The sequence below is a fragment of the bacterium genome (assembly GCA_041649255.1).
In the GTDB taxonomy this organism is placed as follows: domain Bacteria; phylum Hydrothermota; class UBA3073; order JACQXS01; family JAQTXJ01; genus JAQTXJ01.
On sequence record JBAZNK010000013.1, the window covers coordinates 82179 to 103301 of the forward strand.

22 protein-coding genes and 1 tRNA gene are annotated in these 21123 nt (G+C 34.7%); 17 read left to right on the forward strand and 6 right to left on the reverse strand.

What is annotated here, in order from left to right:
• Positions 1–40 precede the first annotated feature (40 nt).
• Entirely contained in the window at positions 41–1531 is a 1491-nt protein-coding gene (locus WC614_09740) for a T9SS type A sorting domain-containing protein (GenBank protein ID MFA5033291.1), read from the forward strand.
• Between the two features lie 122 nt (positions 1532–1653).
• Positions 1654–1725: transfer RNA gene (locus tag WC614_09745), tRNA-Thr, on the forward strand.
• Position 1726: 1 nt separating this feature from the next.
• Here the strand turns inward: WC614_09745 and WC614_09750 are convergent.
• Positions 1727–2503: a TatD family hydrolase gene (locus WC614_09750; GenBank protein ID MFA5033292.1), complete on the reverse strand. Its 777-nt coding sequence runs from the start codon at positions 2501–2503 to the stop codon at positions 1727–1729.
• Entirely contained in the window at positions 2503–3177 is a 675-nt protein-coding gene (locus WC614_09755; GenBank protein ID MFA5033293.1) for an HAD family phosphatase, read from the reverse strand. Before WC614_09755 ends, WC614_09750 begins: the two co-directional genes overlap by 1 nt.
• 115 nt (positions 3178–3292) lie before the next feature.
• Between WC614_09755 and WC614_09760 the strand changes: the two genes are divergently transcribed.
• From WC614_09760 to purD, 8 genes are read left to right on the forward strand one after another with little or no spacing between them, the layout of a single operon-like run.
• Positions 3293–3874: a riboflavin synthase gene (locus WC614_09760; GenBank protein ID MFA5033294.1), complete on the forward strand. Its 582-nt coding sequence runs from the start codon at positions 3293–3295 to the stop codon at positions 3872–3874.
• Entirely contained in the window at positions 3864–5129 is a 1266-nt protein-coding gene (locus WC614_09765; protein MFA5033295.1) for a bifunctional 3,4-dihydroxy-2-butanone-4-phosphate synthase/GTP cyclohydrolase II, read from the forward strand. The genes WC614_09760 and WC614_09765 overlap by 11 nt, the downstream gene beginning before the upstream one ends.
• On the forward strand, positions 5126–5590 hold the full coding sequence (gene ribH, locus WC614_09770; protein MFA5033296.1) for a 6,7-dimethyl-8-ribityllumazine synthase: 465 nt from the start codon (positions 5126–5128) through the stop codon (positions 5588–5590). Before WC614_09765 ends, ribH begins: the two co-directional genes overlap by 4 nt.
• On the forward strand, positions 5591–6004 hold the full coding sequence (gene nusB / locus WC614_09775; GenBank protein ID MFA5033297.1) for a transcription antitermination factor NusB: 414 nt from the start codon (positions 5591–5593) through the stop codon (positions 6002–6004). It begins immediately after the preceding gene.
• A 6-nt stretch (positions 6005–6010) separates the two neighbouring features.
• Positions 6011–6733, forward strand: coding sequence for a metallophosphoesterase family protein (locus WC614_09780; protein ID MFA5033298.1), 723 nt, complete (start codon positions 6011–6013; stop codon positions 6731–6733).
• A gap of 43 nt (positions 6734–6776) precedes the next feature.
• Entirely contained in the window at positions 6777–7730 is a 954-nt protein-coding gene (locus WC614_09785; GenBank protein MFA5033299.1) for a GDP-mannose 4,6-dehydratase, read from the forward strand.
• A 9-nt stretch (positions 7731–7739) separates the two neighbouring features.
• The gene (locus tag WC614_09790) at positions 7740–8099 is read left to right on the forward strand and encodes a sulfite exporter TauE/SafE family protein (protein MFA5033300.1); all 360 of its coding nucleotides are present in this window, start codon (positions 7740–7742) and stop codon (positions 8097–8099) included.
• Positions 8096–9349 carry a phosphoribosylamine--glycine ligase gene (gene purD, locus WC614_09795; GenBank protein ID MFA5033301.1) on the forward strand — a complete coding sequence of 418 codons (1254 nt, stop codon included), beginning with the start codon at positions 8096–8098 and terminating at the stop codon, positions 9347–9349. The genes WC614_09790 and purD overlap by 4 nt, the downstream gene beginning before the upstream one ends.
• 4 nt (positions 9350–9353) lie before the next feature.
• Here the strand turns inward: purD and WC614_09800 are convergent, their stop codons facing one another.
• The 4 genes from WC614_09800 to WC614_09815 are packed head-to-tail and all read right to left on the reverse strand — an operon-like array spanning position 9354 to position 12947.
• The gene (locus WC614_09800; protein MFA5033302.1) at positions 9354–10115 is read right to left on the reverse strand and encodes a PASTA domain-containing protein; all 762 of its coding nucleotides are present in this window, start codon (positions 10113–10115) and stop codon (positions 9354–9356) included.
• Entirely contained in the window at positions 10091–11104 is a 1014-nt protein-coding gene (locus WC614_09805) for a glycosyltransferase family 9 protein (protein MFA5033303.1), read from the reverse strand. Before WC614_09805 ends, WC614_09800 begins: the two co-directional genes overlap by 25 nt.
• Complete coding sequence (gene dut / locus WC614_09810) at positions 11079–11507, reverse strand: dUTP diphosphatase (GenBank protein ID MFA5033304.1); 429 nt, start codon at positions 11505–11507, stop codon at positions 11079–11081. The genes WC614_09805 and dut overlap by 26 nt, the downstream gene beginning before the upstream one ends.
• Entirely contained in the window at positions 11508–12947 is a 1440-nt protein-coding gene (locus WC614_09815; protein ID MFA5033305.1) for a carboxypeptidase-like regulatory domain-containing protein, read from the reverse strand.
• A gap of 193 nt (positions 12948–13140) precedes the next feature.
• Here WC614_09815 and WC614_09820 point away from each other — a divergent pair, with 193 nt between their 5' ends.
• The 7 genes from WC614_09820 (at position 13141) to WC614_09850 (ending at position 21122) form a co-directional block, all read left to right on the forward strand.
• On the forward strand, positions 13141–13758 hold the full coding sequence (locus tag WC614_09820; protein MFA5033306.1) for a hypothetical protein: 618 nt from the start codon (positions 13141–13143) through the stop codon (positions 13756–13758).
• On the forward strand, positions 13755–14732 hold the full coding sequence (gene tsaD / locus WC614_09825) for a tRNA (adenosine(37)-N6)-threonylcarbamoyltransferase complex transferase subunit TsaD (GenBank protein MFA5033307.1): 978 nt from the start codon (positions 13755–13757) through the stop codon (positions 14730–14732). The genes WC614_09820 and tsaD overlap by 4 nt, the downstream gene beginning before the upstream one ends.
• 15 nt (positions 14733–14747) lie before the next feature.
• The gene (locus tag WC614_09830) at positions 14748–17552 is read left to right on the forward strand and encodes a T9SS type A sorting domain-containing protein (GenBank protein MFA5033308.1); all 2805 of its coding nucleotides are present in this window, start codon (positions 14748–14750) and stop codon (positions 17550–17552) included.
• A 50-nt stretch (positions 17553–17602) separates the two neighbouring features.
• A complete protein-coding gene (locus WC614_09835; GenBank protein MFA5033309.1) occupies positions 17603–18361 on the forward strand; it encodes a polysaccharide deacetylase family protein in 759 nt (252 codons plus the stop codon).
• A 27-nt stretch (positions 18362–18388) separates the two neighbouring features.
• Positions 18389–18844 carry an Hsp20/alpha crystallin family protein gene (locus WC614_09840; GenBank protein ID MFA5033310.1) on the forward strand — a complete coding sequence of 152 codons (456 nt, stop codon included), beginning with the start codon at positions 18389–18391 and terminating at the stop codon, positions 18842–18844.
• 111 nt (positions 18845–18955) lie between these two features.
• The gene (locus WC614_09845) at positions 18956–19648 is read left to right on the forward strand and encodes a class I SAM-dependent methyltransferase (protein ID MFA5033311.1); all 693 of its coding nucleotides are present in this window, start codon (positions 18956–18958) and stop codon (positions 19646–19648) included.
• 490 nt (positions 19649–20138) lie between these two features.
• The gene (locus WC614_09850) at positions 20139–21122 is read left to right on the forward strand and encodes a class I SAM-dependent methyltransferase (protein MFA5033312.1); all 984 of its coding nucleotides are present in this window, start codon (positions 20139–20141) and stop codon (positions 21120–21122) included.
• Position 21123 lies beyond the last annotated feature (1 nt).

The following is a 21123-nucleotide window of genomic DNA, read 5'->3' on the forward strand; positions in this document are numbered from 1 at the left end:
ACACATATGGTACTAGAAATGGTAGGATAGGGGGGGGAAAATGAGAAAAGTTATAGCTATAGTTATTGTTATGTTTTTTATGCTATCAAACGTTTCTTACGGAAGGACCGTAAGTTTTGATAGGATAACGGTTGATTCTTTACAAAACGGTCCACATGGAACGTGGGCAGGGAACATAGATGGGACAAGCTCTCAGTATGAACAAGATATTTTTGCAACGATTGGTTCCGACGGCAAATCTGTATGGTATGGAAATAGCGGAGCAGGTATAAGTTGGTCAACTCAAAATCTTATCTGGGACCCGTCTTATTTTGACTATGAAATAGCAGGTTGCGATATGGATAATGACGGCGATATAGATGCAGTTTCTTGTCAGGTTAAAACTTCCGGAAGTGAAGACGGAAGTATTGCCATTCATAAAAATAATGGGAATGGAACATCTTGGGCTACAACAACGTTAATGAATGCTAATGGTCGCTTCAGGCAAATGCGTGTTTACGATATAGACGGGGATGGAGATTCGGATATTGTTGCCACCATAAACAGCGCACAAAGTTTATTTATTGCTGAAGACCAGGGATTATACTGGTTTAGAAATGCGGGTGGAAGTTTTACTTCTTTTTATATAGGGCAGGCAAACTGCTGGAAGGTTGATTGTTTTGATGATGATGGGGATGGACATATGGATATAATAGCAGGGGAGTTTTATCATGGTTATGTTGCATCCGGGACTTCTGCACCTTGCAGACTGCTTTTATATAAAAACAACGGGGCTGAAAGTTTTACCGAAGTTGTAATAGATAATACTTTTCCTAATGGCACTGAAGCCGGGGTATCCGGTGTAAGATGTTACGATTTTGATAAAGATGGGAATACGGATATCGTATGTGGAGATGTAACAAATGGAATTTTCTATCTCTATAAAGGCACAGGGGGGGGCAATTTTACAAAAAACACCATAGAGAGTACTTGTGTTGGAATTGACGGGATTGACGTAGGAGATTTTAATACTGATGGGAAGATGGACATAGTAGTTGCCGGACGTAATTATTGGCTTAGATGGTATGAAAATGATGGCTTTGCAAACTTCACAAGTCACGCCATTGATGCGCAATACCAATTGTTTGACCTGCCTTATGTTTCTTATTTCGATGGGGATACCTGTCCGGATATAGTATTATCGGAAGCATCAAGTTCTGTCGGCCACATATTTGCCTACCTGAATCCCTGTATAGGTGGAGCGGTGGAAGAAAATACAAAAGCGAAAACATCTACTCTTGCCGTAAAGCCTAATATTGTAAATCAGAATTCCAATATAAAAATTCAGTTTTCGGTAACGGATATTTCTCCTGTAAATTTGAGTATTTATGATATAACGGGAAAAACAATGAAGATACTGATTAATGAACACAGAACTCCGGGATGCTATGAAACTAATATAGACGCAAAAAATATAGCAAACGGCATTTATTTTGTAAAACTCAACTCCGGCAGTTATCAAAACATACAAAAGTTAATCATAGTTAAATAAGGTTTACTTTTTGTATACCTGACTGCCATTAGGCAAGTAAGATAAAAGTAACATCAAGAATAAGGAAACTAAGAATTAGTTGACAACTCTTATTTCTACTATAAATTCCAAATTCATTAGTTGCCAGGGTAGCTCAGTGGTAGAGCAGCGGTTTTGTAAACCGCAGGTCGGGGGTCCGATTCCTCTCCCTGGCTTTTAAATTTTAAAGAATTCAGAAGCGTTCCGAGTTGTTATCTTTGACACAATATCTTCCGAAAGACTTTTTATTTCAGAGATTTTCTTAACGGTAAAAACTAAATTTTGAGGTTCATTTCGTTTGTCTTTTTCTGGTCCAAGGACAGGGGCGTCGGATTCCAACATAATTCTATTTATATCAATTGATTTTACAAGCTTTTGTTTCTGGGTTGAATTTACTATGGAAGGCGGTATCGAAAAATAAAAGCCCTGTTTTGCCGCTTCCAATGCCCAACCTACTTTACCATCATAACTATGCATCAACACATTAGAATACTTTTCTTCTAATAGTATTTCAATAGCATATTTCCCTGCACTTCTCGAATGAACTATTAACGGCAAATTCATTTCTTTCGCAAAATTAATCCATAATCTGAAAAACTCTTTTTGTTTTTCACGCTGTTCTCCCTCTATCCAATAATAATCCAATCCTATTTCGCCTATTCCCACAATATCTTTTTTTTTCTCTCTTATAAAACTCTGAATTTGTTCTATCAGCGTCAGGGCAGAATGTTCCATTTCTTTTTCATCCACTATACAAGGATTACACCCCACAGTCATATAAACAAAACCTTTATACTTGGAAAACATTTCCATTGAGATTTGGGCATCTTTTAAGTCAAGCGTGGAGGTTATAATTTTTTTCACGCCGACTTTTTTTGCATTTTCAAGCACATCTTCCCTATCGTTATCAAATTCTTTATCCTGTAAATGCGAATGAACATCTATAAGTTCCATCAGTTATCTAACTTCAACAGATTTTTTATCATTTGTTCGTTTATATCTTTTAAGCTTTTAACAATAACATCTGCGGATGAGAAATCTATTCCTTTATTGTATTTATTTGGAGCTGCGATACATTTAATTCCTGCTCTTTTAGCCGCTTCCAAGCCAATAATTGTATCTTCAAGAATAATACATTCGCATTTTTTTAGTTTCAATCTCTTGAGCGCCAAAAGAAAAACATCGGGTTCCGGTTTGCCGCAAGAAACTTCATCCCCACTCGCAATCGCATCAAATTCATTTATTATATTCAACTCGGTCAATGCGCTTTCTACCCATTTACGGTGTGATGAAGACGCAACTGCTTTTTTTAGCCCCAATTTATTTACCAATTTCAGCACATTGAATATTCCGGTTACAGGTTTTACGCCATATTTTTCTAATAGTTTTTTGCATAATTTAGTTCTTTCTTTTAATAATTCCTCGGGTGTTTCAGTAAAATGCAAAGTTTCTTTCATCAGTCTCATACTAAGTATTCCACCCCTGCCCATAACTTCTCTTTTGAGCTCCATCGTAAATCTTTGTCCTCTTTTTTTTGCCATTGTATTCATTGCTTCAAAATAGATAGGCTCCGTATCAACAATAACGCCATCCAGATCAAATATAAAACCGTAATTACTTGTCTTCATAAGTATTCATTGTTTCATATATGAAACATAAGCAAATGTCAACGAGTTTTCCAACCTTATGGTTTATTTTATCTTGACTAAATTCATATCTTGAATATATATTCAAGATAAATAAATGTTTACAGGTTTAGTGGAAACAATAGGACAAATAAAGAGTTGTATCTCTTTTAATGGTGGAAGAACTTTTAAAATCTATACACCTGAAGGTTTTGCCTCTAAAATAAGTGAAAGCATTGCAATAAACGGAGTATGTTTTACCGTAACAAAACAAATGAGAAACAATGAATTTGAAGTTTTTGCAAGTCCTAACACTTTATCAAAAACTAATTTTCGCCTGTCCCGCACAGGACAGTTTGTTAATATTGAGCGAGCATTAAAACTAAGTGATAGAATCGGGGGACATTTAGTCCAGGGACACGTTGAAGAGGTCGGGAAAGTAATTGCAAAAAAAGTGAAAACCGGCATAACGATGTTTACCATAAAAGTTGCTCCTGAAATATCAAAATATATCGTTAAAAATGGGAACATAGCCGTTGAAGGAGTAAGTTTAACCGTTATAGATACTAAAAACAACGGTTTTGAAATAGGATTGGTTCCTTTTACTTTAAAAAACACTACTCTTGGGGAACTGCATATAGGTTCTTTAGTTAATATAGAAACAGACATCCTTGGGAAATACCTCAAAAATGAAAACTAAACAGAAGAATTTTTGCTCGAAAGCAAACCAAGAAAATAGAAATATCTTCACTTCCATAGAGAAAGCAATAGACATTTTGAAATCAGGACAAATAGTAATATGTGTAGATGATGAGAATCGTGAGAATGAAGGAGATTTTATATGTGCCGCCGAAACCATAACACCAAAACATATAAATTTTATGGCAAAATACGGTCGTGGATTAATATGTTTGCCTGGAACTCCCGAGAGATTGAAAAAATTAAAATTGAATTTAATGTCTAATGAAAACACGGCCTTGCATGGCACCGCATTTACAGTGTCCATAGACGCAAAAAAAGGGACTACTACGGGAATTTCGACTCATGACCGCGCTACTACCATAAAAAAGTTTACAGATTCTAATGCTGTTGCGGAAGATTTTGCCATACCGGGACATATATTCCCTTTGATGGCACAGGAGGGTGGAGTACTACGGAGAGCCGGGCATACCGAAGCTTGTGTTGATTTAATGAGGCTTGCAGGACTTTACCCGGCAGCTGTATTATGCGAAATTATGGATGAAGATGGCCGTATGGCAAAATTACCTTCGCTTGTTAATATCGCAAAAAAATTTGGTCTAAAAATAATAACTATAGAGTCTTTGATTCTATACAGACAAAAACAAGAGAAACTTATAAAAAAGGTTGTTACTACTTCAATACCTATGCATTTGGGTAACTTTACCGTCCATCTTTACGAGGAATTATTGACGGGCGAACATCACATTGCCCTTGTAAAAGGTACTGTGAAAGGCAAAAAAAATGTTCTTGTTCGTGTCCACTCACAATGTTTAACCGGAGATGTATTCGGCAGCTTAAGGTGTGATTGTGGGGAACAATTAAAGAAATCACTAAAATTAATAGAAAAGGAAGGTTGTGGAGTTTTTCTTTATATGCGACAGGAAGGCAGGGGAATCGGGCTCAAAGCAAAAATAGAAGCATATCAACTCCAGGATAAGGGATTAGATACGGTTGAAGCGAATCTGGCATTGGGCTTTCCTGCAGACTTAAGGGATTATGGGATAGGCGCTCAAATCCTTGTAGACCTTGGATTATCAACTATTCGACTTTTGACAAATAATCCCAAAAAATTAATTGGGCTTGAAGGTTACGGATTAACCATAACTAAGCGGGTACCAATTGAAGTCGCTTCAAATCCTAAAAATCGGGATTATTTATTTACAAAGCGCTCAAAGCTTGGTCATATTTTAAAATTAAAAGAGGGGGGAAAGTGAAAACATATGAAGGCGAATTTTCGGCAAGCGGAAAAAGATTTGGGATTATAGCTTCCAGATTTAATAGTTTTATCACTGATAAACTTATTGATGGAGCTGTAGATTGTTTAATCCGTCACAATGCAAAATCTGACGCGATAGAAATTGTCAAAGTTCCGGGAGCATTTGAGATTCCACAAGTATTAAAAGTTTTAGTTTCCGGGAAAAAAAGATTTGATGGTATTATATGTCTTGGCGCAATAATAAGAGGAGAAACCACCCATTTTGATTTAATTTCTAAGGAAGTAACGAAAGGCATTGCTCAGGTATCTTTACAAACAACAACACCAATAGGTTTCGGTATAATTGCCGCCGATACCGTAGAACAAGCGATTGACAGGGCAGGCGGGAAACACGGCAACAAAGGTGAATCTGCAGCAATGACGGTAATAGAACAGATTAATTTAATTGCAAAACTATAAATGAAAAGTCGTAGAAAGGCTCGAGAACTTGCTATGCAGGTACTTTACAGAAAAGAAATGGGAGTTCAAGCAGAAAAAGAAATTTTGTATGAGTTGTTTTCTTCAAATTTTTATTCAAAAGAAATACAGGAATTTGTAAGAGCATTGGTAGAGAAAACGCTTACCAATATTAGAGAAATTGACAGACTTATATCCAACAATGCGAAAAACTGGAAAATAGCAAGAATGGCAACTATAGACAAAAACATATTAAGGCTTGCAATATGCGAATTACTTTATTTCTCTGAAATACCGCCTAAAGCATCCATAGATGAGGCGATAGAACTTGCCAAGAAATATTCTACTCCGGAATCCGGGAAATTTGTAAATGGCATACTGGATAGTATTATGAAAACATATAGGAAGGAGAATTAGAAAAATATGCGATATGCGATATTAAGCGATATTCACTCAAACATAGAAGCTTTAGAAGCAGTAGTAGTTGAATTACGGAACAGAGAAATATCTAAAGTTATATGCCTTGGAGATACGGTAGGTTACGGAGCAAATCCTAATGAATGTTGTAATTTAGTTAGAGAAATTTCCGAATGCGCAATACTGGGCAATCATGATGCAGGGTCAATAGGACTTACCAACTTATCACACTTTCACTCTTTAGCAAAAGAAGTATGCGTATGGACATCTAAAACCCTAACGCCAGAAAATATATCATGGTTGAAAAGTTTACCATTTCAAAAAAATTACAACAATTCTCTTTTGTCTCACAGTGCACCATCTAAACCTGAACGCTGGCATTATCTTTCATCTATGAATGATGCAATTAATGAATTTCCTGTCTGCGGACATATTTGTTTTGTTGGGCATACTCATGTTTCTGTTACTTTTGCAAAAGTAGATAATAAATATAAAATCATTACAAATCCTAAATTTTCTATAAATCCTGATTATAACTATATAATAAATCCGGGCAGCGTAGGACAACCAAGAGATAGAAATGCTAACTCTTCTTTTGCCATTTATGATTCTGAAATAGGGGAAATTGAAACTGTGCGAATTTCTTATGATATAGATGCGGCGCAAAAAAAAATAATAAATGCCGGGTTGCCAAAATCTTTAGCTGAAAGATTGTCATCAGGGACATAACTCCATCTTACTGACAAGGCAATTTTTACAGTGGGAGGAAAAAATGAAAGTGCTTGTTACTGGAGTAACCGGCTTTGTAGGTTCATGGATGGTAGATTATCTTCTTACTATGCCAGAAGTAAAAATATTCGGAATTAAACGCTGGCGTTCAAGAACAGAAAACATAGAACATTTTAAAAACAAAATTACTATGTACGAATGTGACTTAAAAGACTCTACTTCCGTCAGGGATACAATAGAAACGATAAAACCAGACCGCATATTTCATCTTGCTGCACAATCTTTTGTGCCATCTTCGTGGAATGCGCCTTCAGAGACCCTTGAAGGAAACATTTTTGGCGAACTCAACATATTTGAAGCCATTAAAAAAATAGGCATAAACCCTTTAATTCACATAGCTGGTTCATCGGAAGAATACGGATTTATTTATCCAAATGAAATCCCGGTAAAAGAAACAACTCCCCTAAGACCTTTATCCCCCTATGCAGTATCCAAAGTTGCTCAGGATATGCTTGCTTATCAATATTTTATGAGTTATAAATTAAGGGCAATAAGAACAAGGGCATTTAATCATACAGGGCCGAGAAGACCGCCTAATTTCGTTTGTTCGGAAATCGCATATCAAATAGTTCAAATAGAAAAAGGCATTACCCCGCCTGTAATTTATCTTGGAAATACTGATACTATTCGTGATTTTACTGATGTTCGGGATATTGTTAAAGCATATTGGTTATTATTAGAAAAAGGAGTACCCGGGGATGTTTATAATATCTGTTCCGGGAAAGGGCAAAAAATAAAAGAGATTCTTTCAACTTTAATTGATATGTCCGGCGTTAAAGTAGAAATAAAACAAGACCCGGCAAGGCTGAGACCTTCTGATGTTCCTGTACTTATCGGAGATCCAACAAAATTTAAAAAACTTGCCGGATGGGAACCTCTTATTCCATTTGAACAAACACTAAAAGACATTCTAGACTTTTGGAGAAAAACAATATAATTAAACAATATGTCTTTAATTTTATATATTGCATTAGGGTTAATAGCCGGGATTATCAGCGGATTGATTGGCATTGGCGGCGGGATTATTGTTATTCCTGCTTTGGTTTATATATTTAAGATGACACAACATCAGGCTCAAGGCACCACACTCGCTTTTCTGGTACTGCCAATCGGATTGCTTGCGGCCATTGTTTATTATAAACAGGGCTATGTAGACATACGAGCAGCTATGTTTATATGCATTGGGTTTTTTATTGGAGGATTATTCGGTGCAAAAATGGCAATTGGCATATCGGACATAGTTTTAAGAAGGGTTTTTGCCGTAGCATTATTTTTAACATCCGTAAAAATGTTTTTCTCAAAATGAAAATTCTTGTAATAGGTAGTGGTGGTCGCGAACATGCTCTTGTGTGGAAACTTGCACAATCATCTCTTGTTGATAAAATTTATGCGGCACCCGGCAACCCGGGGATAGCTGAATTAGCAGAATGCATCCCCATAAAATCAGAAAATACAGGTGAGTTAATAAAGTTTGCAAATGATGTTGACATTGTTGTAGTCGGTCCAGAGACTCCTCTTGCAGAAGGGATTGTAGATGAACTCCCCAAGAACAAAGCATTTGGTCCTACAAAGAGAGGGGCTATGATAGAATCCGACAAGTCTTATTCCAAAGAGATAATGAGAAATACAAATATCCCTACTGCAGACTTTGAAACGTTTTACAAATTAGAAGCGGCACAAAAATTTATAAAATCAAACAGGACATATCCTATCGTGATAAAAGCTTCCGGGCTTGCTGCCGGCAAAGGCGTAATAATAGCAGAAACAGAAAAAGAAGCAAATACGGCATTAAGTAATATGATGAGTGAAAAGACGTTTGGTGAAGCAGGGGATAAAGTAGTTATAGAAGAATATCTTGAAGGAGAAGAAGTGTCCGTTCTTGCTTTTACTGATGGGAAAGATTTTATTCCGTTAATCCCCTCTCAAGACCACAAAAAACTTATGGATGGAGACAACGGACTTAATACGGGTGGAATGGGAGCTTATGCAAGAGCGGTATTAACGGAAAAAGAGGTTGGAAATATCGTTGAAAATGTATTTGCTCCTTGTGTTTGGGGAATGAAAAAAGACGGAATAACTTACAAAGGCATATTATACGCAGGTCTTATGATGACATCCATAGGACCGAAAGTGCTTGAATTCAACTGTAGATTTGGTGACCCTGAGACCCAGGTCATATTACCATTAATAGATTCGGACTTGATGGAACCGATTCTTGCCACAATAGAAGGTAATTTAAAATCCGTTAAAGTAAAATTCAAGAACGAATATGCAATATGTGTAGTATTGGCATCTTCCGGTTATCCCGGAAATTATGAAAAAGGAAAAGAAATAACCGGATTATCAAAAGTTCCAACTAATGGGTGCATAGCTTTTCACGCGGGAACATCAATGAAAAACAATAAGATAATTACCGCAGGCGGTAGAGTTATGGGTATAACCGGTTTAGGAAATACATTAAAAGCGTCAAAAGACAATGTTTATAGTGCAATTTCTAAGGTTTATTTTGAAGGAATGTATTATAGAAAAGATATTGGAGATAAGGGGTTAGATTAAGATTTCAATACTTTCGCGGACTACCAACAGTTAATTCCAAAGATTCCCCTTTTTTGATTATTGCCCCGGCAGGAGGTTTTTGAATTATTACCATACCGAGAGGTGAAGCCTTTGCGATAAAGTTGACGTCTGGTTTTATCCCTATTTTCCTGGCTTCTTCCTGCGCTTCTGCTAATGGCATACCAATAAAATTCGGCATAATTGTTTCCGGTTCTCCCTGACTTACAATTATGTTAACTTTAGAACCTTTATAAACCACTGCGTCAATTTTAGGTTCCGTTGCTATTACATTATCAGGAGTAGCCTGTGCAGAGTATTCATATATTACTTCACCTATTTCGAGGCCTGCGCTCTTCAATAGGTTTTGTGCCTGAGGTAATGACATACCTTCTACCCATGGTATCTTGATTTTCTCTTTGCCTCTTGAAACAGAAAGTTCTACTACCTTTTCTTTTATAACTCTTCTTGCAGGCAAAGGATATTGGGATATAACGATATCTTTAGGTAAGTTACTAAATTGTTGCGCTTTTATTTCAAACTTAAGACCTGCTTTGATTAGTTCATTTTTTGCTTCTTCTATAGGTCTTCCGCATACATCCGGGACGGTAATTTCTTCATTAACGCCTACCCATAAAGGCAGTGCAATAAAATTAAAAACCAATATTCCCGCAAGAGACATACTAAATAACATTATAAGAACCCATACAAAAGTAGGCAATTCCCTCTTTTGATATCGTCTTGTTAATTTTCTAAAATTTCTTTGCATGTATTTAATACTGTTTCTACTTTAATACTTTTTAATGCTCTACAGGTTGGGATATATCGTAATCTCATCCCCCAAAAAAAATTGCGATAAAAATGGAAACATGGAGCACATTTATTATTTGGAGTAACTACTCTTACTTTTTTCCCGGGCGGGCTAAAATTAACAGGATTATCCGCTCCATATATTGCTACTACAGGGGCTCCTATAGCAGCTGCAATATGTGTTGGGCCTGATGCATTTCCAATAAATAAATTACAATTTTTAATAATTGCTGCAGATTGAAGTATTGATATTTTCCCGGTAAAATCAATAATTTTATCAGAATAATCGGATAATTGTTGTTTTATATAATTAGATAGAATGATATCTTCTTTCCCTCCAATAAAAACTATCTTAGCATTATATTTACTTATAAGAACCTTTGCAAGTTCAACAAATTTATCCGTTCCCCATCGTTTATTTTTATTGCATCTTGCACCAGGATGTATAGCTATAATAGGTTTGGTTACATTTTTTAGTTCTTCCCTCCCAAACTTTTCATCCAGTTCACTAAGAAATACATTACATTCGGGTTTTTCTTTTGGCGCTATTCCATCTATTTTGGTAACCGTTTTGAGATAGTATTCATAAGAATGTAAATTATTTGAATCCACAGGATATAACCACCAGAATGGATTTCCATTGAAGCTTATCCTTTGTTTTATTCCTGCAAGCATAAAAAGAGGTTGCACAGGTTGTGAACATTGTATTCCTATATCATAATTTTTAAACTTCGCAACGAAATGAAAAATAGAGCCTTCTACAATATCATCTATAAAAGGATTATTTTTCAAGAGTTCTCTTCCTCCTTTTGACCAAACCAATGCTGTAATTTTTGCATCCGGTTTTTTACTCCGCAATGCCTCAAATACAGGCGTAGCAAAAACCACATCTCCCAGCCCGGGCCAGACAGAGACTACTATTTTACATCCCTGTTGAACCGAATCCATTTACGCCTCGTTTTGTTTCTGAAAGTTTATTTTCGGTTACCAATTTACAACGACATGTTTTAGAAATAATAAGTTGCGCAATTCTCATTCCTTTTTTTATTTTAAAATCTTCGGAACTCAGGTTAAATAAAATTATTTTTATTTCACCTCTATAATCTGAATCAATCGTCCCCGGGGAGTTCAAAATTCCAATTCCATAATTAAATGCAAGTCCGCTTCTCGGCCTTACTTGTCCTTCGTACCCTTTAGGTATTTCAACCACGATTCCAGTACCTACAGTTAGAAATCTTCCTGCTTTTAGTGTTTTATCTTCTATTGAATACAAATCTAACCCTGCAGCGCCTTCTGTTTGATATTGCGGAAACTTCGCCCTATTGGTTAGTCTTTTAACTTTAAGGGTCACTTATTTTTTCTTTCCTTTACCACCTTTTGAGGATGCCTGCATCCCTTCAGGAAGTAAAAGTATATTATTACGCAAAGTTTTTAAATTTTTAATATTAACTTTACGATATGTCATTGTTTGATAACCTTCTGCAGAAACAATTAAATTATATGTTCCACTGTGAACCCATATTCTGAATGCCCCTGTTTCGGGATCAGTAAGAACTTCGTTCCCTTTCTTGCCAGCTAATTTAACTGTAGCCGGAATACCTTTTTTAGTTTTCTTACTCAAGACTTTGCCTTCTATTGACCAGTTAACCTCTTTTCTTCTAAGGACAAAATCAGCATTCACGGTATCAAAATCCATAAGTTCAAATATTCTTTCCTGCCATTTATAATCGGGAGCCTCTATACCAAGCCTGTATGCTCCAGCTGCGCCAATCTTTATTATATATGAACCATCTTTCTTGCTTTTCATTTTACCACATTCAGGGCCGATGAATGCAAGACTTATTTGAACCGGTTCAAGAGATATAGAATCAATAGCCTTACCTGTAATCACTATGTTTTTAGGTGGTGGTGGCACAATAGGAAAAGTATACCCTACATTCAAAGAGGCCATAGTTCCCGGATATTTCTGAATTGAATCATATGCGTCAGGGACCCAGTCAAAATTATTCATAGGAAATGCAAGGCCAAAATTAAGATTTACTATACCCAACGGCAATTTCAATTGGGGGACAATTGCAGTAAATGTATCCTCTTTGATATATTCTATGCCCGGATGAAAATAAGGCCAGATCGTTAGTTCATATCCCGCAGTTATCCCTACAAATGTAAACGAGGAATCTCCTACTAGTTTTTTTACTGATGCAAAAGTAGCCCCGCCACTTACATAAAAATTACCAACAGGAAACTTCGCTCCAAAAAGTCCCCGTCCCCCCATCTCATAAGCTGTCTTTTGAGTAGGTAGAAAATCATGCGCGATTATAGGTGGATCTGTAACTCCACTTTCTCCCCCAACAATCCAATACGCTCCATGCATTATTGCACCAAAAGATAACTTTTTATCCGGGGAAGGAAAGACAATTTTCATACCTCCCCACACTTGCGGATAAGGAGCTATCTTCCTTGTATCAACTCTGTATAATGGATACGGTATCGTCCATAAATATTTTACAAAGGTTTGTCCTCCTACAAATAATTCCACTTGAGACATAGGTGTAACACCTAACATTTCTGTTCCAAAAACATAATAATGTAAATCTCCTGTATCATTTGCAGTGGGTGGGTTATACGCCCTATCAGGTTTATGCCCATAACCAAGAAATGGAGTAAGTTGTAAATATACCGTATGTTTTGGTGGAACAAATGGTGCAGCTGTAAATAATAACCCTTGAGCGTCTGTATTTACCCAATTTGTATGAAAAGGATATATAAGAAACAATAAATATATCATCATTTTTCCTCCCTAAAATTAAAATAGCCTTATATTAATTAAGATAAGTATATAAAATTATATGTTTGTCAACAAAAGTTTTCAGAATTATTGTAATTTTAAGATAATAGTGATGATAATTATATTTCCTTTGTAATAATACAAATTAATTTTTTTCTTGCAATTTTAAATTATCGTATATAAACATTAAGATAAAATGTTTAAATCAATAATTGCTAACAAAGGATTAAAAATTTTTTCTTTTCTAACCGCAGTATTATTATGGTTTTATGTAGCCACAGAAAAGATATACGAGAAAGAAGTACAGATACCTGTATCTTACACTAACTTAAAAACCGGACTTTCTGTAGTAAAACTACCGCCTCAAGAAGTTCAAATTACACTCAAGGGTAGTGGCAAAGAACTATTGTGGGTTGATAAAAGATTAAAAATAATATTAGATTTAAGTTCTAAGGGAATTGGCTGGCATAGAATTGACCTCAAAGAGGATAATATCAATATACCAAATGGATCTAAAATTATCATCAAAGAACCTCCTAACCCGGGAAGTTTTGTTATACGAATAGATAAAAAAATTAACAAACAAGTAAAAATTATTCCCGACATGAAGAGTAATTACACAATCGAAATAAAACCTCCTTTTGTAGAAATTACAGGTGGAAGTGGAGATGTTTACCCTATATCTGCCATACTTACAGAACAAATTCCTTTTGTGGAAAATTTTCCCGAAACTTTACATTTAAAATTGCTTATCCCCGAAGACGTAACGAGCAATATTGACTCAGTGATTGTAATTTTAGGTCCTAGATTATGATAACGCTTGGCATAGATACGTCTTGCGACGATACAAGCGCATCGTGTGTAAAAGATGGAAAAGTTCTATCCAATGTTGTATTTTCACAGATTTTCCACTCAAAATATGGTGGAGTAATGCCTGAGCTTGCCGCAAGAGACCATCTTAAAAACATCACTTTTACGGTAAAAGAAGCAATTAAACCAATGGGTTTTAATAATCTTGATAATATATCTGCAACTTACGGACCGGGACTTATAGGATCATTACTTGTTGGGCTTTCCTTTGCAAAATCTTTAAGTTATGTAAAAAACTTACCTTTTTATGCTGTAAACCATATTGAAGGTCATATATCTTCTTTGTTTATAGAAAATAAAATATCTTGTCCTTTTATTTGCCTTGTTGTATCCGGGGGACACACAGAACTAGTGTATGTAAAAAAAATGGGAGACTATGAAATAATGGGGAGGACTTTAGATGACGCTGCGGGAGAATCGTTCGACAAAGTTGCCCGTATGCTTAAATTAACCTATCCTGGTGGACAAGTTATTGAGAAGCTTGCAGAAAAAGGTAATTCCATTGCAATAAAATTTCCTTGTTCAAAATTAAAAGATTATAATTTTAGTTTTAGTGGAATTAAAACAGCAGTACTTTACTATCTAAAAAACAATCCAAATGCAGAAATAAAAGATGTTGCAGCAAGTTTTCAGAAAGCAGTTATAGATTCTCTAATAAATACAACTTTTGAATGTGCTTTAAAATTAAAAGTTAACTCTGTTGCCATATCCGGTGGCGTATCCAGAAATAACAAATTAAGAGAAAGGTTTACAGAAATCAGCAAACAACACGGAATGAAATTTTATTGTCCCGAAAAAGGGTTTTGCACAGATAATGCAGTTATGATAGCTCTTTGTGCCCAACATTACTTTAAAAAGGGAATAGTTTCGCCATTTAGTATCAAAGCAAATTCGCGAGCTAGTTTAATAAAAAACTAACAAAAGGGAGGAAATATGAATAAAAGATTTTTTCTCTTGGGAATGATATTTTATTTTTTAATTGGGCTATCTGTAACATTTGTAAAAGCTGAGACGTATCAAAAACCATTTAGCAAAATTAATGAAATTTACTCTCGTTATAATTCAAATATGGATAAAGAGAAAACGAGATACGCTAAAAACTCTAAAGCCCAATTTGCTACATATTTACAGTATAATTCATGGGTAGACCCATGCGTTGGAGCAAAGGGTTTTGCACTTTACTATGTAAATGCAGAAATCCCGGGCTCAAATAAGACTGATAAAAGTTATACAGGAGTCGTCAAATTAAAGGCAATTGAAGGCAGTCCCAATAATTCGGTTAAATTTTGCTTTGCCGACCCAAGTTTCTACTTCCTGCCCGATACCACAATGATAGTTGATTCAATTCTTTTGGACAAAGGCGAAGGGGCAGTATGGATTAGAGATTATGAGGCAGAAGATATAATTGTTTATGGGATATCTCAAGATTCACTAAAAACAACACACCCTTCGGTTTTTACATTTGATACCTGCGGTTTAATACCCTCAAGAATATTAATAACCGGTCCGAGTAAAATAAACGTAAACCCTGAAATGAGTGGTAGATATAGAGTTCGCCTTGTAGATGCATCGGGTAAAATTCTTACGGGTTCAATGGTTGACACATTTGTAACTGTAAGGGCAATTGAAGGGATAAAAAATAATTCAATAAATATGATAGATGCCTTAAGCAATCAACAAAGTGATAGTGCTGTAAAGTGTGTTCTTATTGGTGGCCAAGGTAACCTGTTTTTGACAGACATAGAATCCGAAAATCTCTCTCTTATTGCAACTCATAATTACTTTGGTTCTGACACCATTACAATAAATGTAAGGTCTGTTGATGAAGTAGTATATATTACACCTTTTTCTGTATCTGGAACATATGGAACACAAAATGTAAATAAGAGTTTTTTAGCACTCGCTATGACAAAAGATGGGCACCCTGACCCCACTAATAATTCCTCAAAGGTAGAACTTAAAATTTTAGATATAATTGGAACAACTTCGGCATCAATTGCACCTACGGGACAACAAACTCTTGTTTCAGGACTTTCAAGTTTTACTTTACGTGATACCGAAGCAGATTCAGGCATAATTATTAAAACAATATGTTCGGGGACTCCACAATTATCTCCCAACTGGATGGTTGGAGAAAAAACGGCTTATATGTTTAAACAACCGGGCAAAGCCATACTCATTCAAAACATTGGTCCTGCCACCGTAGTTGTTAATGATACTTCAACTATATATATATATGCCGTTGATGGAATAGGAACTCTGGATACTACTTATACCGGTTGGGTTAAGTACGAAACTAACGATAATAATACATCCTGTAAGCTTTTAGAATATGAGACAGGCACATCATTAACACTTGCTCATATTCAAAAAGGGGCAGCAAAAATATGGATAACAAATTCGGAAGCAGAAGAAATAAATATTGAATTTTCAGACGCTGAAGCCAAATATTTAAATGCGTATCTTGGTGGAAACGTACCGGACCAGAGCATAGATATTTCTTTTGAAAATCCTGGGGATAGCGCTACTAAATGGCTATTAGAAACAAACGGCAATCAATTTCTTGTTCATCAATTAATTTCGGGGACAATTAAAGCAGTAGATGATTCGGGGAAAATAGATACTACGTTTAATGATACCGCCATATTTACAACATCAGGATTTGCAACGCCTGAAAGCACTATAATTCCAATAGCAAAAGGGATAGGTACAATAGAAATTAAAGACGATTCGGCAGAGGTTTCAACAATCTGCGTGAAAGGAGCTGGATTAACAAAATGGGAAGAGGATATATCTTTTATAACAGGAGCTCAAGCAGCATACCTTGTCCCTTTATTAACTGAAGATATCATTGCAAATGATTCAATGCAGATAACTTTTCTTGCAATGACAGCTCAGTTTATATTAGATACTACATGGAATGGGGCAATATCTATAAATTATACAGACCCTTCCAGCCCAAGTATAAATTGGGACAGAACTCCGGATTCCATTCCAATAATTAAAGGAAATGGGCATATTAAAATTGTAAATTCTGAAGTTGAGAATATAGAAATAAAAATGAATTATAAAAATGGTTTGCCTGTTATTCCTGTTGCCAGCAGTACAAAATTACTACATTTTAAAGCAAGACTTGTTAGTTCTTTACCGGATACGGCATTTATTGGAGGAACGCAAGATACAATTATATTTAAAATCGTAGACATAAATGGCAATGCAACAACTCATAATGCATGGTTGCGGACATGGCATTTAGAGCAATATCCCGACACTTCTGTTACTATAGACGACAGCGTGCACATTATCAATGGGACAGGATATCTAAAGATTGAAGATAGTAAACCCGAAAGCATATGGATTTATGCATCTTCCTCAGATTCTTTAATTGTGCAAACGAATGAACTTATGGGAATGATAACATTTAAGGCAGTAGGGATTGAAACACAACCAACAATCCCAATAAAATTTGATTTATCTAATGGTTGTCCCAACCCCTTTACAAATAACACGCTTATTCATTATGCAATACCTATAACCAGTAAAGTGTCTTTAAAAATATACGATATCACCGGAAGAACAGTCTGCACTCTTTTGAATGAACAAATAAAACCCGGATATTATACAATAAATTGGAACGGGATGGATAATACCCATAAAAAAATAGCAAACGGAATCTATTTTTATAAATTCGAGACTGATAATTTTAAATCAACAAAAAAGATAACTTTACTGAAGTAGGGATTTTATTAGCAGAGAGGGAGAGAAAGACTTCTTCTTGCTATTTTATAATGGCTCCAATCTTGCTTTATCATAAAGTATGTAATTTTGACCCCAGCGGCACATGGGTAACACCTTCACAATTTGAACAACAGATGAAATACTTATACGAGAATGGGTATTCCACAATAACTCCTTATGAAACTTCCGAAAAGAAAGAAAAAACAGTCATTATAACTTTTGATGATGCTTATGAAGATTTCTACTATAACGCATTTCCTTGCATGCTAAAATACGGTTTTAAAGCAACGCTTTTTGCAATTTCTAAATATGTTGGGCAAGATAATTCATGGGATGTAAATTTTGGGGTAAAGAAAAAACTTATGAATTGGGAACAATTAAGAGAAGTTATGAAATATGGGTTTATAATTGGTTCTCACACCGTTACTCATCCGGAATTAACACGAATACCCATAGAAAAGGTAAAAGAAGAACTATTGAATTCAAAAATAGATTTGGAAGACAAATTAAATTCTAAAATAGATTTTATATCCTACCCCTTTGGAAGTTATAATCAAAACATTGTCAAAGTTGCTCAAGAAACAGGGTACAAAATGTCTTTTACTTCAAGTCCATTTATTAAAGAAAACATGGTCATTGGGAGGATGGGTATATACATAATTGATACAATAATAGATTTCAAATTTAAACTTAATAAAGGGAATAATATACCCTATTTGTTTGAAGCAATAAAATCGCACACTATTAATATATTTTCTCACGGGACATGGATATGGAAAAATTTTGAATCCTTTTTAAAACCACACTAATCTAATATTATATAGGGGGTGATACATATGGATAAAAAAAATTGGTATCCACTAAGTGAACAACTGGATAAAATAGGCGATATCGTAGACAACACAATGCATAAAGTATTTCGTGAAGAATTGCCTACACGGTGGGATAAATTATTTGGAGGAGAGGGATATTTGGCATGTGACCTTATAGACAAAGAAGATCATTTGTTGTTAAGAGCAGAGGTTCCCGGATTAAAGAAAGAAAACCTTGAAATATCTGCAAGTGAAGATAGCGTTACCATTAAAGGAGAAAGGAAACAAGCTTCCGAAGAAAAAGGGGAGAATTACTATAGGGTAGAGAGGAAATTTGGCACATTTTTAAGAACAATTGGTTTACCCGTGGAAATAAAACCAGATATGATAGATGCCACATTAAAAGATGGAATTCTTGAAATAAAAATGCCCAAAAAAGAGATTAAAAAGTCAAAAAAAGTGCAAATCATAGTTAAATAAGCGTGATAAAGCAATAGAGCAGGTATTCCGCTGCTACAGCGGGGTGCCTGTTCTATTATTTAGGTTGACAGTTTGCAACTTTAGTAGCATTTTTAATCTTAAATTACTAAAATGCAATTAAAAGCCCAAAACAACAGTATCCTATGTGATTCACAGAAATTTGAAAAACTTGCTAAAACAAAAACTTATGAATATATAAAGTGTATAAAATGCGGGTTAATATTTACCAACCCTTTACCCATAATGGAAGAAGACGAAATGAATAAATTTTACGAAAAATCATTTTATTCTACTTGTAAAGACATGAACAAATTCAATAAACATAATTTCAATCTTTTGTATCCCGTATATGAAAAACAATTTAATATATTCAATAGATATCTAAAAGGAAACAACATATTAGATTTCGGTTGTGGAGTAGGGTATTTCTTGTTTGCGAGGGGAAAAAAAGGATTTAACTGTCTTGGAATTGAAATATCCAAAGAAGCAGCAAAATACACACAAAATCAATTAGGAGTAAAAGTATTAACGAGTGAAAAAGAAGCAGAGGCTTTGCCGTCCGATTATTTTGATGGGGTAAGGATTGCCCATGTTTTGGAACATCTTTCAAACCCTGTAGCAACTTTAAATAAAATAAACCGTATATTAAAAAGAAATGGAATTTTAGAGATTCGCATTCCAAATCCATATTGTTTATTAACCCATTTGACTAATTTATATCACAGAATTACAGGTAATTACAAGACAAATAAATACTCTTGCACTGTCTGCGTATCCATCTCATATTTATGCGTTTCCGTATAAAACTATTATTTTACTTATGAAAAGGACAGGGTTTCATATTTTACAAATAGATAGTATTGGAATTGAGAAAACAACAATTAATTCGTCAGTAAAGTCATTTAATAGAGCAATTCCCATAATAATTGAATTGTTAGGTAGTATATTTTCCAGCACATCTGTTTATCGTATTTACGCAAAGAAGATATAGTCTATTCGAACAAAATCTTTTATAATACATTTTTTATTTAATTAGTTTAAATTTTCCAAAATTCTAACTTTGTAAACAGATTTATTACTATTTTATTAATTATCCTCTCTTTGACTTAAAGCTTCTAATTTACTCCTTGAGGCTTCAGCTTTTGAGGGATCCATAAAAAACAAAAATATTGACAATACGCACCTTTCAAACTATTTTAAAAAGATAAGAAATTAAGTTATGATTAACATTTATGAAACTACTGGTTGTCAATTACTATTAGGAATTACAATATATCTCTAGTTAAATGTTATAATGGAAATTTTATGTCCTATATGTAATAATTTGATAAATAAGGAATTGACAGCTACTATTCCTATTTGTAATTCCCAAAAATCACTTCACTCCAATAATTACAACATTATTGAATGTACTAAATGTGGATTATTACGACTCAATCCATTACCAACTAAAGAAGATATAAGTAAATTATATTCTAAAGACTATTATTATGGCAATGAAAAGAATAGGCGATTTCAGGAAATAATAGAGTTTTTCATATATTTAACTCATTTAAGATTATCTAAAGAAATTTCAGGACTTAGAAAAAATAAAGGAAAAGTATTAGATGTCGGATGCGGGAAGGGTTGGTTTCTAGCGGGATGTAGAGCTTTAGACTGGGAAACATATGGGACAGAGATAACTAGTAGCACTTCGGATTTTGCTACAAAAGAACTACATCTGGATGTGCTTTCTAAAGACATATCCGAATGCAATTTCCCAGATTCATATTTTGACATAATAACTTGTTTGCATTCATTTGAACATCTGTCTCAACCGGTAGAAACTCTAAAAGAGATAAGACGTGTACTAAAAAAGGATGGTTTGTTGCTTCTCACTTTACCCAATATAGATAGCTTTCAATTCAAAATCAGCAAGTATCGCTGGTTTCATCTTGGCATTCCTTACCATTATTATAATTATTCAACAAAAAATATTTCAACTCTCCTGAAAAAAGCAGGGTTTATACCATACCGAATAAGCCACTTTTCTTTAGGATATAATGCTTTTGGTTTTTTACAAAGTCTTTTTAATTTATTAATTAATGAACCAAATTTCCTTTACTATTTATTTAAAGGTAATTATAAAATGGAAAAATTAACGATAGAATATTTATACAGTTTTGTTTTAACATTTCTATATTTTCCTTTGTTCACAGTTATATCATTAATAGGATCCTTTCTGGAATCAGCAGGGCATCATGGTGGAACTATAAAAATAATTACAATAAAGTCCTAAA